The organism is Streptomyces sp. NPDC046931 (assembly GCF_040644655.1).
Classification (GTDB): domain Bacteria; phylum Actinomycetota; class Actinomycetes; order Streptomycetales; family Streptomycetaceae; genus Streptomyces.
The window spans coordinates 20715-34929 of sequence record NZ_JBEYWX010000019.1 but is presented as its reverse complement, the minus strand read 5'-3'; the positions used below and the strand labels follow the sequence as shown (position 1 = coordinate 34929).

The window sequence follows — 14215 nt, the reverse complement described above, 5'->3', positions numbered from 1 at the left end:
GGTGCGGGGGCCCCGCGTCAGGGCCAGGCAAGGATGCGGGGCCGCAGGAGTTCGAATGCGGCTTGGCCGTACATTGCTCTCTTGTGAGTTTTGATCCGATTCGCGTGGCCTTCGACCACGTCAGGGCTCCACGGCAGGGCGAGTCCGGCGGTGACGGCGTCGACAAGGCGGCCGTCGGACGGCGCGTGAAGCGGGACGGTCGCGTCGTAGGATTCCGCCCGTCCTCCTACCCGTCGAGCTCATAGGGGCGGGCGGTACTTCGTATCGGTGATCACATTCTGTCGCCGCCGCGGCGTACCGTGCCCGTATGGAGCAGCGAGAGATCATGCAGCGAGTCGTCGGCATCCTGACCGAGGCTCTGGAGATGCGACGTCAGGCCCGCGCGAGCGGCGACGGTGATGTGCCGCAGAGCGAAGCGGTCTCCGCGTTGCTCGAGGAGATGCTGCCCCGTATCCAGGTTCCCGCTGACGCGAGTGCCCGGGAGGTCGCGACCGCGGTAAGCCGCGAGCTCGGCCCGGCCATCGCGCACATCGCATCCGCGTTCGCGCTCGCCTTCGTACAGCTCGCCGAGATCCATGACGAGGGACACGCTGATGTCTCCGCCGCGGACGTCCTGCAGTCCATCTCTCTGCACTTCGAGACGGAGGCGGGGCAGTAGAAGCCATCTCTTGTGAAATCCGGCGATGGACGGCCACAGGCGCTGGGAAGATCGCTGGTGAGCGGTCTGTGCTCAAAGTGGGTTGACTGTTTTGCTCAGAGATTGTTGGCCACCGCGGTCCTCGTCGGTGACGGAAGATTGCAACATCGCTCGACATCGACCAGGGGGAAGGCATCCGGGCGCAGCTCTACGCCCTCAGCGTCACGTAGGCCGTCCGGACGACAGTCGTTGCCTGTCGGCAACGGTCGCCCGACCCCGGAAGGCGCCGGGGCCGATCGGAGGCCCCCGGCAGTGCCGAGCGTCAGAGCAGTACAGCGCTGCAGATCACAAGCCGAAGGCCGGCCTACCGCGAGAACTCGGTCTCGCCCTAAGCGGACCCTGACGGCACGAGTACCCCCTGACGTCAGCTGGTCCGGCGGATCGAGGCGCCGACGAGGACACCGTCGGCCACGGTGTAGTCGCCGGCATACGTCTTGACCGTGCCGTCGGTCTGGGAGGCATACAGGACGGCGTGGACGCGGGAGGCTCCGAATTCGTTGACGGTGCCCAGGGCGATGCTCTGGGTGGTGCCGAATCCGGCCACCCACCGGTCATAGGTCGTCCCGGCGATGTTCGAGCCGCCGAGCGCCCAAGCGGCCGCGTAGTCGTGATCGGTGATGTCCTGGTAGTACTGCGAGACCACCCGAGGCGTTGGTCAGATGCGGCCGAGGAGCCGCCGGAGGCGCCGGACAGGGGGTTCCGGCACGGTCCGCCCTTCGCGGTCGTGCACTTGTTCACGCGCTCGCCTCGGTTGCCGCGAGGTGCAGGACAGCATGGCGTGATGCCTGACCTGCCGTGGGCCGATGTCAAGGACCTCTCAGACGTCCGCCATCTGGCACAACGACCACACCGGACAGCCCGTCATGCGCTCCCTGACCGCCTACGACCCCTGACAACCAAGGACCGCCGCTGGTCCTACATCTCTCGTAAGAGACACGACGAGACTTCCGCACGATGTCCAGCTGATCAATGCAGCCCTACCGTGAGGCGCATGGAGATCCCCGAGCAGTACAAGTACGCGGTCATCCCACACATCATGGTCGACGGCGCCGCCGAGGCGATCAAGTTCTACGCCACCGCGTTCGGAGCGTCGGAGTACTTCCGGCTCGAAGGCGATGACGGGCGCATCGTGCACGCCGAGATCAGCCTTCATGGCTCCGCCCTCATGCTCGGTGACGCCGACGCCCCTTTCTCGCCACCCGGCGCGGTCGGTGCGTCCGTTGCCCTGCATGTCTATGTGCCTGATGTGGACGGCCTGACCGCGCAGGCCCTGGCCGCCGGCGCCGACCTTCTCTCGCCTCCGACCGACATGCCCTACGGCGCCCGGCAGTCCATGCTCCGAGACCCGTTCGGCCACGTCTGGATCTTCCTGACCCCCATACCTGCCTGACCCGAGCCCCTTCGAGCCGGCCCGTCCGATTGCGGCGGCCTCGGACGATCTGCACAGTCGGCGAAGACCAAGGAGGGTCACCCCCAAGTGCCGGTCGGCTGGCACCCTGCCTGCGCCCGGGCGGCTTCCATGAACACCGCCATCATGACAGCGCTGTCCGCAAGGCCCGGGCTCGCCACCGAACAGCTGGGGCGCCAGCAGATCGTAGAAGGTCAGGTCCGGCGCGCCGGGCAGTATGCGAATGCATGGCAGTTCCAAGAGGCGAGAACGGTGGCCGGTGGGATCGGGTCGCAGCCGTCCTGGGCGGCGAAGGCGACTGCGCAGTGGAGCCGGAGAGCAGGGCATTCCACTCTGTTGGCAGTCTTCGTCCTGCTTGTTGATCTCGCAGGCAGGAACAGGGGCGAATTTCGGGTGAAGCCCGGCGGCGGTCCGGCGTACCGCCGCGTATGCCCGCCGCGGCGGCGGGTACGACCCCTTCCGTACGGGGCCGTTGCGTAAGCAGCCGAAGGCGGCCGGAGAACGAGGGGTGTCGGAAGTGATTCGAAAACTGCAGGCGGTCGCGCTGGACTGCGCCGATCCGGTACGGCTCGCGGAGTTCTACGCGGATCTGCTCGGCGGCCGGGTGGTCGCGGACCCGGAGGATCCCGACTGGGTCGAGGTGCACGGGTTCGAGGGGACGCCGCTGGCCTGCCAGCGGGTGGACGGCTACCGACCGCCCGAATGGCCCGGCCAGGAGCGCCCGCAACAGCTCCACCTGGACTTCGACGTGGACGACCTCGACGGGGAGGAGAAGCGGGCGCTCACCCTTGGTGCGTCCGTGCTGGAGCGGACGGATCAGCTCCGGCCGGAGGCCAACTGGCGGGTCTACGCGGACCCGGCCGGCCATCCGTTCTGCCTCTGTCTCCACTGAGTCCACCCGGCCTGCCGCAGCCGCTGAGACAGCGTCCGGATCAGCCGGTGGACGGGGACTTCGACTCCGTGTTCGACCAGCCGGGCGCGGCCCAGCGCCACGGCCAACACCAGTGCGTCGACGTCGCGGGCCCGGGCCCGGGCCACACGCGCATGGGGTTCGCTGGCCATGAGGTCGTCTATACCTCCCTGGTCCCGCTGGCGTGACCGTCTGCCTCGGCCTGCCCGGCGAGGTGGCGGTCGTGCCGCGGGAGGCCTTCCGGGAGACGGTCGTCGGCTTGGCGGTGGATCCGCTCGACGGTTTCCTTGTCATCCCGGAGTCGAGTCCCGAGATCTCGTCGAGCGCGTCAACCGACCCGCCCGCACGCTCCGCTGGAACCGCTCGCCCCCTGTGGTCGTCTTGTGCGCTGATTGTGTAGGAAGCAGGAGTGCGGGGGACGCTGTGACGCGGAACGTGACGAAGGTCGGTCTCATGGTGGTGGCCATGGCGACGGTGCTCGGGGCCTCGGCCTGCGGCGGGGATGCCGGCGCGGCGGCCGGGGGGAGCGGCGGGAAGCTCCCCGGACACGGGAAGGGGGAGTCCGTGGCGTCCTCCGGGGACGGGGCGCCCTCCGGCTCCGCGCCGACGTCTCTCGGCACCGTGGGGACGTTGTCCGGAGTCGCTCAGACCGCGGCGTCGCCCATCACCCGGCACGTGCCGTGGAACCTGGACATTCTGGATCAGCGGTCGAGGCCGCTGAACGGGAAGTTCACCACCACCGCCACGGGCAAGGGCGTTCACGTCTACGTGATCGACACCGGGATGGACATCGCTCACAAGGAGTTCGGCGGACGCGCCCACCTCGGCGCCGACTTCGTGGGCCCGAAGGACTCCGGTGACTGCTTCAGCGAGGCGGGGACCGGCCACGGCACGTTCGTCGCGGGCATTATCGGCGGGGCGAGGTACGGGGTTGCGCCCAAGGCGGAGCTCGTACGGGTCCAGGGCATTGTGTGCGAGAGCGAGGGCGGTGGCTCCGCGGCGGCGGCCGAGGCGGCCTTGGTGAAGTCGGTCAAGTGGGTCACCGCGCACGCGCAGAAGCCTGCGGTGGTGAACATGTCGCTCAACCTCGACCACCGGTCGGCGGCCCTGGAGTCCGCCGTGAAGAAGATGGTCGACGCGGGGATCCCCACGGTGGTGTCGGCGGGCAACTTCCATGACGACGCCTGCAAGCACTCCCCGGCCGGCGTCCCCGGCACGATCGTCGTGGCGGCCTCCACCTCGAACGACCGCGTGTGGAGCGACGGTGGCTCCTACGGATCGGGCTACGGACGGTGCGTGGACCTGTACGCCCCCGGCCAGAAGGTGACCGCGGCCCTCGCCGGCGGCGGCACTACCACGGAGAACGACGGCGCGACATCCTGGGCCGCGCCGCATGCGACCGGTGTGATCGCGCTGTACCTGTCGGCACACCCCCACGCCACGGCCAACGAGGTCCACGTCTGGCTCGACCACACGGCCACCCGCGGCGTCGTGCGCGGCGTCCGCTCCGACACTCCCAACCGGCTGCTCAACACCGGCGGCCTCTGACCTGCCGACACCGCCGGCTGCCCGGCGGAACACCTCCGAAGCGCGCACGGTCCCGGGTGGCGCGATAGCCGTCCTCTTGTGCGGCCGGTGTTTGAGCGCGCTTCGGACTCTGTCGGGCATGGCCCGTCCCTGTCCGGCTTGGCCGGGAACTCATTGAGCCGGCAGACCTCATGACGGCGATGGAGGGGGCCGACGACCTTGCCGGTGGTCACCTCCAGTGCCACGAACGGGGTGGTGGCGCCGGCGCGAAGGCAGTCATTGCCCCGGTGCTCGGGAACCTTGGAAGACCCGTCGGCAGATGGCGCGCTTGAGACTCCCTGGACGGCGTCGACGTCGAGAGCGGCAGTCTGCACGGGGCAACGGCGGGCGGTTCGTGCCGGTGTCGGCGGCCCGCCGGGGGCCCCGCCCGGCGGGCCGCCCCCGGGCTCACGCCCGGGAACCGGCCCGCTGTCGTCAGCGCCTGCCGTGCCTCATTGGCCGAAGCCGTAGGCGAAGAGGTGGTCGGTGCCCGTCGAGCCCGTCACCGGCAGCGTGATCGACGCCACCTGCTTGGACGCGTCGAGCGGGACCTTCGTGGCGAAGACGAAGGTTTTCACGTTGTCCCGGCCCCCGCTCCCGGTGTTGCGGTATGCCGTCGTGACGGCCGTGGTGTCACCCGGGAGCGGCTTGCTCGACCCGGCGTTGAGCGTCCAGTCCGAGAAGCCGACCGTCGCCTGGGTGGTGGTGCCATCGGTGTAGGTGACGGTCATCATGCCCGAGACGCCGCTGCCGTCGGTCGGCGCGTTGCTCGCCGTGCCCAGCAGGCCCAGCGACGAACCCGACGTGCCGGTCGGCATCAGGATGGTCTGACCGGCCATCTCCACGTTGTCCAGCTGACCGGACGTCACCGCCGGCCAGATGTAGGAGATGCCGTCGACCGTGACGGTGGAGCCGCTCGTGACGCCGACGGCGGACAGTGCGTTCCGCGAGAACGCCCAGCCGCCGCCGTCGAAGCCACCCGAGAAGCGCATGCCGTCCGGGTAGACGCCCTCGTTGGTGTCGTACGGCCACAGCGCACCGGCCTTGGCCACGGCCACGCGGAGGGTCGCGCCGCTCAGCGCCGCCCCGGTGCCGTGGTCGGTCAGCGCGAAGGTGACCGGGTACGTTCCCTCGTCCGCGCCCGCCGTCACGTGGACCTTCGCTTCGGCGCTGCCGGAGGCGGGCACGGTCACCGAGCCGGACTCCGTGTCCAGCGTGACGCCGGAGGGCGCCGTCGCTTTCCAGTCGACGGTGACGGCCTTGCTGCCGAGGTTCGTCAGGTCGAGCGTGCCTTCACCGGACACGCCCGGCTGGAGCACCAGGCCGTCGCTGACTGGACCGGTCGCGGCCAGCACCCGGTCGCCGCCCGTGGTGTCCGACGGGGGTACTGCTGACGGGTCGGACGCCCACGACGTGTTGGGCTCGGTGCCGAGCATGAAGTCGACCGTGCCGGCGCGCTCGAACTGTCGGTACGTCAGCCAGGAGGTCTTCCACTCCTTGCCCTTGACGTCGAGCGACTGCACATACGGCGCGTCGGGCGCGGCCTGCGGCGCGTTGATCTGCACCGTCTTGCCGTTGCCGAAGGTCACCTTGGCCACCGGGAACGCCGGACTGCCGAGCGCGAGGGTGTCCGTGCCCGGGGTCTCCGGGTACATTCCGAGCTCGGACCAGACGTACCAGGAGCTCATCGCTCCGAGGTCGTCGTTGCCGAACGAGCCGACCGGAGCGTTGAAGTACAGCTTCTGCTGGGCCTCGCGGACGGCCGCCTGGGTCTTCCACGGCCGGCCTGCGTAGTTGTACTCCCAGGGGATCTCCACGCTGGGCTCGTTGCTCAGGTTGGCGTTGGTGTTGCCGGGGTTCGTGATGTTGTCGAGCAGGCTGTCCAGGAAGGACGAGTACGCATTGGCACCGCCGCGCGCCTGGATCAGCTGCTGAAGGTTGAACGGGACCATCGGCGTGTATTGGGCGGAGGTACCCTCCACGAAGCCGTTGGAAGTGCCCGGGGTGAAGCCGCCTGCGAACTGGCCGTCCTTGTTCTTGCCCTGCATGTAGCCGGTCTGCGGGTTGAAGACGTTCATCCAGTCCTGGGCGCGGGTGGCGAACTTCTTGTAGACGGCCGTGTTGCCCAGCGACTTCGCGAAGGCGGCGAGGGCGTAATCAGCGGAATCGTACTCCAGCTGTGTGGAGACCGGGCCGTAGAAGTTGCAGCAGCCGTAGTCGTTCTGGTCCAGCGGGAGATAGCCTTTCGTGTCTCGCACCGACTCGCCGGGGCGGTCGTTGTTCGGGACGGTGGCCTCGTGCTGCAAGGCGGCGAGCGCCTTGTCCGTGTCGAAGCCCCGGGCGCCGAAGGCGTACGCGCCGGCGATGATGCCGGCGGCCGGATCACCGACCATCACATAGCTCTCGCCGTTGTTCGAAGCCCACTTGGGCAGCAGCCCCGTCTGATCGTAGCCATTGAGCATCGAGGTGACCACGTCGCTGGTGATCTTGGGCTCGACCATCGCCATCAGCTGGGTCTGGGAGCGGTAGGTGTCCCAGCCCGAGTAGTTGGCGTACTGGGCCTGCTGCCCCTTGGCCAGCTTGTGGATCTGGTTGTCCATGCCCATGTATTGGCGGTTGTCGTCCGAGAAGACGTTCGGGTGCAGCAGCGCGTGGTAGAGCGCGGTGTAGAACCGCACCTGCTGGTCCGAGGAGCCACCGCCGACCTGGATCTTGTCCAGCACCGCGTTCCACGCGTCGTGGTTCGCCTGCTGGACGGCGTCGAAGTTCCAATTCTTGATCTCGGTGTCGAGGTTGTCCGCCGCGCCCGCGTCATTCGTGTAGGAGATGCCTGCCTTCGCACTCACCGTCGGGTTCGAGGAGGTGTCGAAGGTCAGGTACATCCCGTTCGCACCGGTCGTGGGGGGCTGGACGGCCTTGCTCGCCGCCTTGCCCGCCGCGGTCCTGTCCGCGGCGGACGCCCGGGGCGCAGCGCCGGCGCTCGGTGCCGGGGACGGCGTGCCGGAGGACGTGTTGCCGCTCCCGTGCACGGTGGGGGACGGCGCCGCGGGAACGGTGAAGTGCTTCTCCTTGAGCGGTTTTGACGGGTGCCGCTGCAGGGGCTGCCGGGCCTTGCCCTCCTTCAGTGACGTCGCGCCGGGGTTGATGGTGCTGCCAACCCAGGTGCCGCTCGCGGTGAACGGCTGGTCGAACTTGATGTCGAAGTGCAGCGTGTACCTGTTGCTCGCACCGCAGAAGTGACCGCTGTCGATCGCGCCGCTGATCTCCTTGTTGTTCACTACCCGGACGCGGGTCCCGTCCACCCGCGTGGCGCCCCCGCTGAGCTTGAACAGCAGGTTCGCCTGCCGGCCCGCGGGGAAGGTGAAGGTCCCGAGCCCGGCGCGGGTGGTGTCGGTCAGTTGGGTCCTGACCCCGTTCGCGTCGGTCACCTCGTAGTACCCGATGCCCGCCTGCTCGTCGTCGTGGCTGAAGCCGACAGACGTGTTGCCGAGGTCGCCTGACAGCGCGCCGGTCACCGGCAGGATGGGCAGGTCGCCCGCGACGTCGCAGCCGGGCCCCGAGACGTGGGTGAGGCTGAAGCCGGACAGCTTGTGGTCGTTGTACTCGTAGCCACCGCCCGAGGGGCGGTCGGGCGTCGTGTCGGGGCCCCACTGCACCATGCCGGACGGCATGTCGGGGCCGGGGAAGGTGTCCACCGCACCGGAGGTGCCGATGACGGGGTTGACGAGGGACGCGGGATCTTTCACGAAGGCCGGCGTCGCGGCGCTCGTGGCATAGGCGCCTCCGATCGCCGGAAGAGGGAGTGCGGCCATGCCCAGGACGGAGATCACGGCCAAGCGTTGGCTCAGTCTCTTTCGGTTACGTGGCGCAGCTGAACGTCGGGGTCGGACCATCGGTTGCCTCCGCAGCGGTTCGCGCTTCGCACATGAGGTGCTGACGCGCCCAAAGTCGGGGTACGCCAGCGACTGGCAACGATGCCGGTCGCTCCGGCGTCCTGACAACGTTGCCATGCACGAGTGTCGAGTGAAACGTGTGTGCTACGGCATGTCAACGAGGCCAACAGGACATTCGGAACGCCAAGTTCACAGCCGGCCACCCCGGCGCGCGCGACCGCGACCCCGTGGTGTGCTCAACGATCTCGGGCTTCCGATTGCGCTTCTGCGGTAGGAAAACATTTCGACGACGATCCCGTGCTTCCCGGTCTCCTTACCGGCTGATCTGGCGCGGGAGCGGCGACGTTCGCGCCGGTCGGGTAGCCGACGGCCGCGAACGTCCCCTGGCCCCGAGGAACATGAGGAAGCACTGCAGCCCAACGAGCCGGCACTGCGGCCGGGCCGGGGCGGTAGAGGCCGACCACCGCACCCCCGGCGGTGGGGACGAGCACCTGCATGCTTCCCGACCGGCTCTACGACTACGCCGCGATCCCGGAGCTGTACCACGCCGAGCATCGTGCCGCCCACGTCAGGGGTGCCAGCGACGCCGTGGAGCAGGTCGCGCCCGGCCCATCGTGGCCGCGGTCGTCCTGCACCCGCGAAGCAGGCGGTTCTCGGAGCGGGCGTGCAATTCGCCCGCGGCGATCAGCCCGTACGGAACCGGCCATATCGGATCGTGCTGCGCACATCGGATTGAGGTGTTCATGCCTTCCTCATAGCGTGTGCGAGGCAGAACGGGGCTGGGCGATGCCCGAACCACAGCACACGGACGCACACCCATGCCTGCCCTGGACCAAGCGGGTCATCACCAACGGGAGGACCATCATGCGCCTGCGTACCGCCCTTGCCACCCGCACCGCGAGATCGGCGGCAGCCGTGTTCGCTACAGCGGCGCTGCTACTGACCGGTACCACGGCCGCGCACGCGGTGGCACCCAAGCCCAAGGGTCCGGCCATCGCCGACGGCCAGATCTACTACTACGCGCTCCAGAACCAGAACACCGGTCGTTGCGTGGACGACTCCTGGGCCTACGGTCTGCGTGCTTTCACCTGTAACGGCCTCAACTACCAGAATTTCAACTGGTACAAGCAGACCGACGGCACTTGGGTCATCCAGAACCAGAACACCGGCCGCTGCATCGACGACAGCACGGACTACGGCCTGAGGGCGTTCGGCTGCAACTACCTTTCGTACCAGCGGTGGACGATCATCTACCAGTCCGACGGCACGAAGACGTTGAAGAATCAGAACACCGGCCGCGTGATCGACGACAGCCTCGACTTCGGTCTGCGCGCGTTCGGGTACAACGCGCTGGCCTACCAGAGGTTCACGTTCATCGGCTGACGCCCCAGCCGGCCACGGCCGTGCGCGCCATTGCCGGTGCGCACGGCCGTCGCGCATCGGTCAGGCTTGCTCAGGCGATGCGGACGGCCATGCGCGGGAACGGGCAAGTCCTCTGCGTGGGCGTCCGCGCCGGGCCTTCAGCGCGACCGCGTCCGCAGCGGGCGGTCCCGTCCTGACCGCGCCGACGACTGCAGCACTCATCGCCTGTCGTCGGCCGGCACGGCGGCAAGGAGCCCCGAAGCGGGCGTCGAGATCGGTGCGACGCAGAGTCATCAGACGTGCCTTTCCGACCTGCCGAGTCCGAATAATTCCGGCTTCTCGCAGGATCCGCCGATGATTGGACAGCGTCGATCTGGGCACGTCCAGGCCGTTCGGGCTGCAGGCACTCTCGCCGTCGGTTCACCTATCGCGGCCTGGACCTCGCGAGCGTTGGCGGCTATCTGCTTCTGGCAGGTTCGTACGAAGCCGTCGCCCCTTACCGAGGCACCCACGCCACCAGGATCGTCGAGCCCATCGACCAGGTCTTGCACATCATCGAGCAACACGGCGGGGAGATCCTCGACGGCCCCAACGAGAGCCAGCGGGCCGCAACCTGACGGTGCGGCACCCTGGCGGCGCGACCATCGAGTACTTGCAGTTCCACGCAACCGCACCATCAGCCCTCGAGCCGGGTTCACAGCCCCTGCCTGCGGTTTCCCGCTGACGCGCCGAGCGGAGGTCGAAGCGTTGTTCTCCAGTTGCGAGTTCGGCGGTTCCGGCGCCGGAGCACCATGTGCTCCCGCCGGAATTTCGTGGAGCGGCTGCCGGCCTCACCCGTGGCCATGGCCGACGCACCGAGCGGCTGAGCTCGGCCCGGACGGGCCGGGTCCCGGCCGGCTGCCGTCCTCGGCGTGTCCGTGAGCCGGAGAACGATGTGGCGCTGGTCGACGCTCTGCCCGAGGCAGAGGTGTTGGCGCCGCGGGTGGTCGGCGTCGACGAGTACGACACCCGCAGGGCCGACACTACGGCACGTGGCGACCACGGGATGCACATGGGTGCAGGTCCCGCGGGTCTTCGGCCCGTCCGGAGCCACCGCTCATCGCCGTTTCATGGAATGGTCCAAGGGCCGGGTGTGGGCGAAGCTGCACCGGCTGGTCCCGGACGAACTCGGTCCCCGAGGTGATCTGGACAGGGCCCTCGAACCGCTCGTGCGCGGCATCCCGCCCATCCGCTCCCGCCGCGGACCGCGCCGGCGAAGGCCCGCCAAGCTCCACGCCGACAAGGGCTACGACTACGACCACCTGCGCCGATGGTTACTCCGGCGCGGCATCCGGCACCGCACCGCCCGCAAAGGCATCGACTCCTCCAAGCGGCTGGGGCGGCATCGTCGGACCATCGAACGCACGATGGCCTGGCTCGCCGGATGCCGCCGCCTGCACCGCCGCTATGAACGCAAGGCTGTCCATCTCCTGGCCTTCATCGGCATCGCCTGCACCCTCATCTGCCACCACATACCACGTGATCGACGGTTCTTCCCAGGTCAGAGGCATCGCACACCCTCGGGCGTGCCCCCCTGATTCGAAGGGGCGTTGGTTGCGGCGTCGCCGCCCAGCGGCTGTACGACTGCGGCGAGCTTCTGGGCGTACTCCTCGGCGCAGACGCCGGACTTCACCTCGATGAGGAAGGTACTGGGCTCGGCCGACGGGAAGTTGGCCATGTCCGCGTGGATCTCCAGCTCGTTGCCCGAGGTGTCGAAGGACTCGCCCACGATCCGCAGGTTCGCGGTGTCCTTCTCGTAGGTCACCCGCACCGTGTCACCGATCTTGGTGCTGGTCCTCTCCAGGAAGCGCGTGGGCACCACGACCTGCCCCGTACCGGTGAGCCAGTGCCCGGAGATCATCTCGTAGCCGCCGGAGCGCGAATCGCCCTCGTAGAGGCTGATCTCAACCGAGCCGGAGACCTCCGGCCACGGCGACCTCGGTCTGGGTCTTGCCGTAGTACGACCCCGTGCCCGCCTGCGCCTTGATGGCAGGCCGTACCTTCACCGGGTCCGTAACCTTGGGTTTGGACGTGCTCGCCACACTGCTGCTTACGGGAGACGGGCTTGCCACGCGGCTCAGTGGCGAGGTGGCCATGTGCAGTCGGCGGGCCGCCGCCGAGAAGTTCCGGTCCCCGGCAACCGCCACTAAATAGTGCAAATGGAACATCTCCACTAAGTCACGTTAACTCCTATCGCCGGTCCGTTTCCGGGAGTGGCACGTCGAGGCGGCGGTCCGTGCGGCGCGAGCCGTTTCCGGGCGCCGGCTGCCGAACGGCTCAGGCTGTGTGGACCGGACTACGGCAGGCTGCGTGTGCCCTCGAGGAAAAGTCCCCGAAACCGGCCTACCTCGGCGCGGCCCGGGGGCGACGTGCTTGAACACGCGCGGGGCCGCGCGGCGACCGCGGCCGGTGCGGCGCGCAGTTGTGGGGCGTGGTGATCCAACCAGTAGCCCCTGGGCGCGGCTTGAGCCGTTGCTGCCGCTGGGTAGGAAGCCGGGGTGGCCGCCGGTGTGGACGCCTCGGCAGTTTATCGATGGCATACGGTGGCCGACCCGGACGGGTGCTCCGTGGCGGGATGCTGCCCGGACAGTACGGGCCGTGGGACCGGGTCTACGGCCTGTTCCGGTGCCGGCAGCGGCAGGGCACCTGGAAGCCGATCAGCCCGCCCCCGTGCGGATACCTCATGCGACCGGCCTGCCGCGAACCGCAGCTTGTCAGCGCCCGCGAGATCACGCCGGCAAGCTCAGTAGCCGTTGTCAGAGGATGTCGCGGATGAGATCGGGTTCATCCGGCTCCGCGTCGTGCCGGTGGCCGCCTTCGCCGAACAGCTCGCCGAGGGCCATCGCCGGGAACCGCAGGGGCTCGTCGCGTCCTTCCAGCCGGATCCGTACCCGCCACTGGCCCTCACGGTGTGCGAGAAGCACATCGACCCAGTCCGGTCCGAAGGCCTGGAGGCCGACCAGTTCGGGGCCGCCCTCGGGACCGTACTCGCGGTGGGTCGGCAGTGAGGCGAGGTCCCGGATGAGCCATGCCAGGTGGGCCCAGCCCGGGGATGCGGCGTCCGGCATCCAGTACTGGCCGACGTGTTCTGTCTCCTCGGCCGCGATGGCGCGGCCGTCGCTGGTGGCGCCGCGCCGGCGGGAGGTCTGGGTGTCGCGGAACTCGAAGGTGCGCGTGGCCACGTCCATGCGGCGCAGCTCGATGCCTTGTGTCCCGGCGCGGAAGACGAGGTGGGAGACTCTGAGGAGGAAGGCCGCCGTCGAGTCGTCGGCGGCGGGCTGTTCGCTCGGTTGGCTCGCGGAGGGCGGGCCGTAGGAACCGACCGTCACCGTGCGCGTCCGGCGCCGTTTTCCGCGGGCCGCCATGATGCACCCCCTTGCGTCTCGTGCGGATGCCGCCCCGGCAGGTCTTCCGAGGCGGCATCCATGCTACTGACCTGCTGACGTGTGCTCAGGCAGCCGGGACGAGGTGGCCCTTGCTGACCTTCAGCGGCTTGTAGGAGAACACGTACTGGTCGCCGGAGGCGGCGGTGTTCAGGGCCGTCATGCGCGGCTTGAACTTGGTGTTCACCCAGGTCGGGCACTTCTCGGTGCCCACGCAGAAGGCGGTGACCGCGCCGAAGAAGGCGAACCGGCCGCGCCCGCCGGTGGGGGTCATCGTCTCGTCGGTGGCCAGCAGCATCTTGCGCCGGTCGACGATCTTGCAGCGGCTGCCGGAGCATTTGACGTGGTGGGCCCAGCCGGTCAGGTTGTAGCGGGGGCCCTTGAGGTGGTCGATGTTGGGCGACTTGGCCAGCCAGCCGACGATGCCGTACTTGGTGATGTTGTGCTTCTTCTTGATCTTGGTCCAGCCGAAGCCGACCATCTTGCCCTTCTTGTTGCGGTAGTACTCGCCCAGGCGCAGCGGAAGCTGGTACTTCTTGCTGTGGGAGTAGTCGAACTCCTTGAGCACCTTTAGCTTCGTGAAGGCCTTGGCCTGAGCCGACTGCGTCTGCTGCGGGGGCTGATCCTGCACCGCGTTCGCCGGCGCGGCGCTGGCGAGCAGACCGGCCGCCACGGCACCGACGGCCGCCACGCGTATCTTCTGCATGCTTCCTCCCCGTGGTCGTCCCCCTGGACAAGGGGTAGATGATCACCGTACGGAAGCGGCAGCAGTGCTTTCCACTGTCTCTTTGTGCACATCCCTTTCCGGCAGCATCAGGCTTCGCCGGCAGGCTCACCGCTCATGCTGATCGCATAGATGAACGACTGTCAGGCAAGCCCGTTCTGGTCATAGCGCTCACGGCGGAGAACGTCGCCCGGATAAAGCAGGTGGAGCCCGTCTACGCCCGCTCGGCCGAC

The 14215-nt window shown here is 68.6% G+C and carries 11 protein-coding genes and 3 pseudogenes; 8 read left to right on the top strand and 6 right to left on the bottom strand.

Translation table 11 applies throughout. From position 1 onward, the window contains the following. Positions 1–307: 307 nt before the first annotated feature. Positions 308–658, top strand: coding sequence for a hypothetical protein (locus ABZ876_RS27825; protein ID WP_361786806.1), 351 nt, complete (start codon positions 308–310; stop codon positions 656–658). Positions 659–1061: 403 nt separating this feature from the next. Here the strand turns inward: ABZ876_RS27825 and ABZ876_RS27820 are convergent, their stop codons facing one another. After that, positions 1062–1340, bottom strand: a complete 279-nt coding sequence (locus ABZ876_RS27820) for a hypothetical protein (RefSeq protein ID WP_361786803.1) — start codon at positions 1338–1340, stop codon at positions 1062–1064. A gap of 348 nt (positions 1341–1688) precedes the next feature. Here ABZ876_RS27820 and ABZ876_RS27815 point away from each other — a divergent pair, with 348 nt between their 5' ends. The 4 genes from ABZ876_RS27815 to ABZ876_RS27800 all read left to right on the top strand — a co-directional run bounded on the left by ABZ876_RS27815 (position 1689) and on the right by ABZ876_RS27800 (position 4563). Continuing rightward, a complete protein-coding gene (locus ABZ876_RS27815) occupies positions 1689–2087 on the top strand; it encodes a VOC family protein (RefSeq protein WP_361786800.1) in 399 nt (132 codons plus the stop codon). Positions 2088–2622: 535 nt separating this feature from the next. Next, the gene (locus tag ABZ876_RS27810) at positions 2623–2997 is read left to right on the top strand and encodes a VOC family protein (protein ID WP_361786797.1); all 375 of its coding nucleotides are present in this window, start codon (positions 2623–2625) and stop codon (positions 2995–2997) included. A 47-nt stretch (positions 2998–3044) separates the two neighbouring features. Continuing rightward, positions 3045–3203 carry a hypothetical protein gene (locus ABZ876_RS27805; protein ID WP_361786794.1) on the top strand — a complete coding sequence of 53 codons (159 nt, stop codon included), beginning with the start codon at positions 3045–3047 and terminating at the stop codon, positions 3201–3203. 235 nt (positions 3204–3438) lie between these two features. Continuing rightward, complete coding sequence (locus tag ABZ876_RS27800) at positions 3439–4563, top strand: S8 family peptidase (protein WP_361786791.1); 1125 nt, start codon at positions 3439–3441, stop codon at positions 4561–4563. Positions 4564–5033: 470 nt separating this feature from the next. On the opposite strand, the gene ABZ876_RS27795 is transcribed toward ABZ876_RS27800, so the two are convergent. Continuing rightward, entirely contained in the window at positions 5034–8411 is a 3378-nt protein-coding gene (locus ABZ876_RS27795) for a lectin (RefSeq protein WP_361787069.1), read from the bottom strand. A gap of 927 nt (positions 8412–9338) precedes the next feature. Here ABZ876_RS27795 and ABZ876_RS27790 point away from each other — a divergent pair. Further along, positions 9339–9857: an RICIN domain-containing protein gene (locus tag ABZ876_RS27790; protein ID WP_361786788.1), complete on the top strand. Its 519-nt coding sequence runs from the start codon at positions 9339–9341 to the stop codon at positions 9855–9857. A 1010-nt stretch (positions 9858–10867) separates the two neighbouring features. Continuing rightward, positions 10868–11413: pseudogene (locus ABZ876_RS27785) on the top strand (transposase); the annotation flags it as partial. Here the strand turns inward: ABZ876_RS27785 and ABZ876_RS27780 are convergent. Both ABZ876_RS27780 and ABZ876_RS27775 read right to left on the bottom strand, forming a co-directional pair. Then, positions 11377–11736, bottom strand: a complete 360-nt coding sequence (locus ABZ876_RS27780; protein ID WP_361786785.1) for a hypothetical protein — start codon at positions 11734–11736, stop codon at positions 11377–11379. The pseudogene ABZ876_RS27785 and the gene ABZ876_RS27780 overlap by 37 nt on opposite strands. Positions 11737–11947: 211 nt before the next feature. Beyond that, positions 11948–12049: pseudogene (locus tag ABZ876_RS27775) on the bottom strand (LysR family transcriptional regulator); the annotation flags it as partial. A 298-nt stretch (positions 12050–12347) separates the two neighbouring features. On the opposite strand from ABZ876_RS27775, the pseudogene ABZ876_RS27770 reads away from it, so the two are divergent. Beyond that, positions 12348–12501, top strand: a pseudogene (locus ABZ876_RS27770) (transposase); the annotation flags it as partial. A gap of 130 nt (positions 12502–12631) precedes the next feature. On the opposite strand, the gene ABZ876_RS27765 reads toward ABZ876_RS27770, so the two are convergent. Beyond that, the gene (locus tag ABZ876_RS27765) at positions 12632–13240 is read right to left on the bottom strand and encodes a hypothetical protein (protein ID WP_361786782.1); all 609 of its coding nucleotides are present in this window, start codon (positions 13238–13240) and stop codon (positions 12632–12634) included. A gap of 85 nt (positions 13241–13325) precedes the next feature. After that, a complete protein-coding gene (locus ABZ876_RS27760; protein WP_361786779.1) occupies positions 13326–13964 on the bottom strand; it encodes a hypothetical protein in 639 nt (212 codons plus the stop codon). Positions 13965–14215 lie beyond the last annotated feature (251 nt).

Coding starts and splice junctions, on each gene's coding strand:
- ABZ876_RS27825 (WP_361786806.1), top strand. CDS start 308: ATGGAGCAGCGAGAGATCATGCAGCGAGTCGTCGGCATCCTGACCGAG.
- ABZ876_RS27815 (WP_361786800.1), top strand. CDS start 1,689: ATGGAGATCCCCGAGCAGTACAAGTACGCGGTCATCCCACACATCATG.
- ABZ876_RS27790 (WP_361786788.1), top strand. CDS start 9,339: ATGCGCCTGCGTACCGCCCTTGCCACCCGCACCGCGAGATCGGCGGCA.
- ABZ876_RS27780 (WP_361786785.1), bottom strand. CDS start 11,736: ATGATCTCCGGGCACTGGCTCACCGGTACGGGGCAGGTCGTGGTGCCC.
- ABZ876_RS27765 (WP_361786782.1), bottom strand. CDS start 13,240: ATGGCGGCCCGCGGAAAACGGCGCCGGACGCGCACGGTGACGGTCGGT.
- ABZ876_RS27760 (WP_361786779.1), bottom strand. CDS start 13,964: ATGCAGAAGATACGCGTGGCGGCCGTCGGTGCCGTGGCGGCCGGTCTG.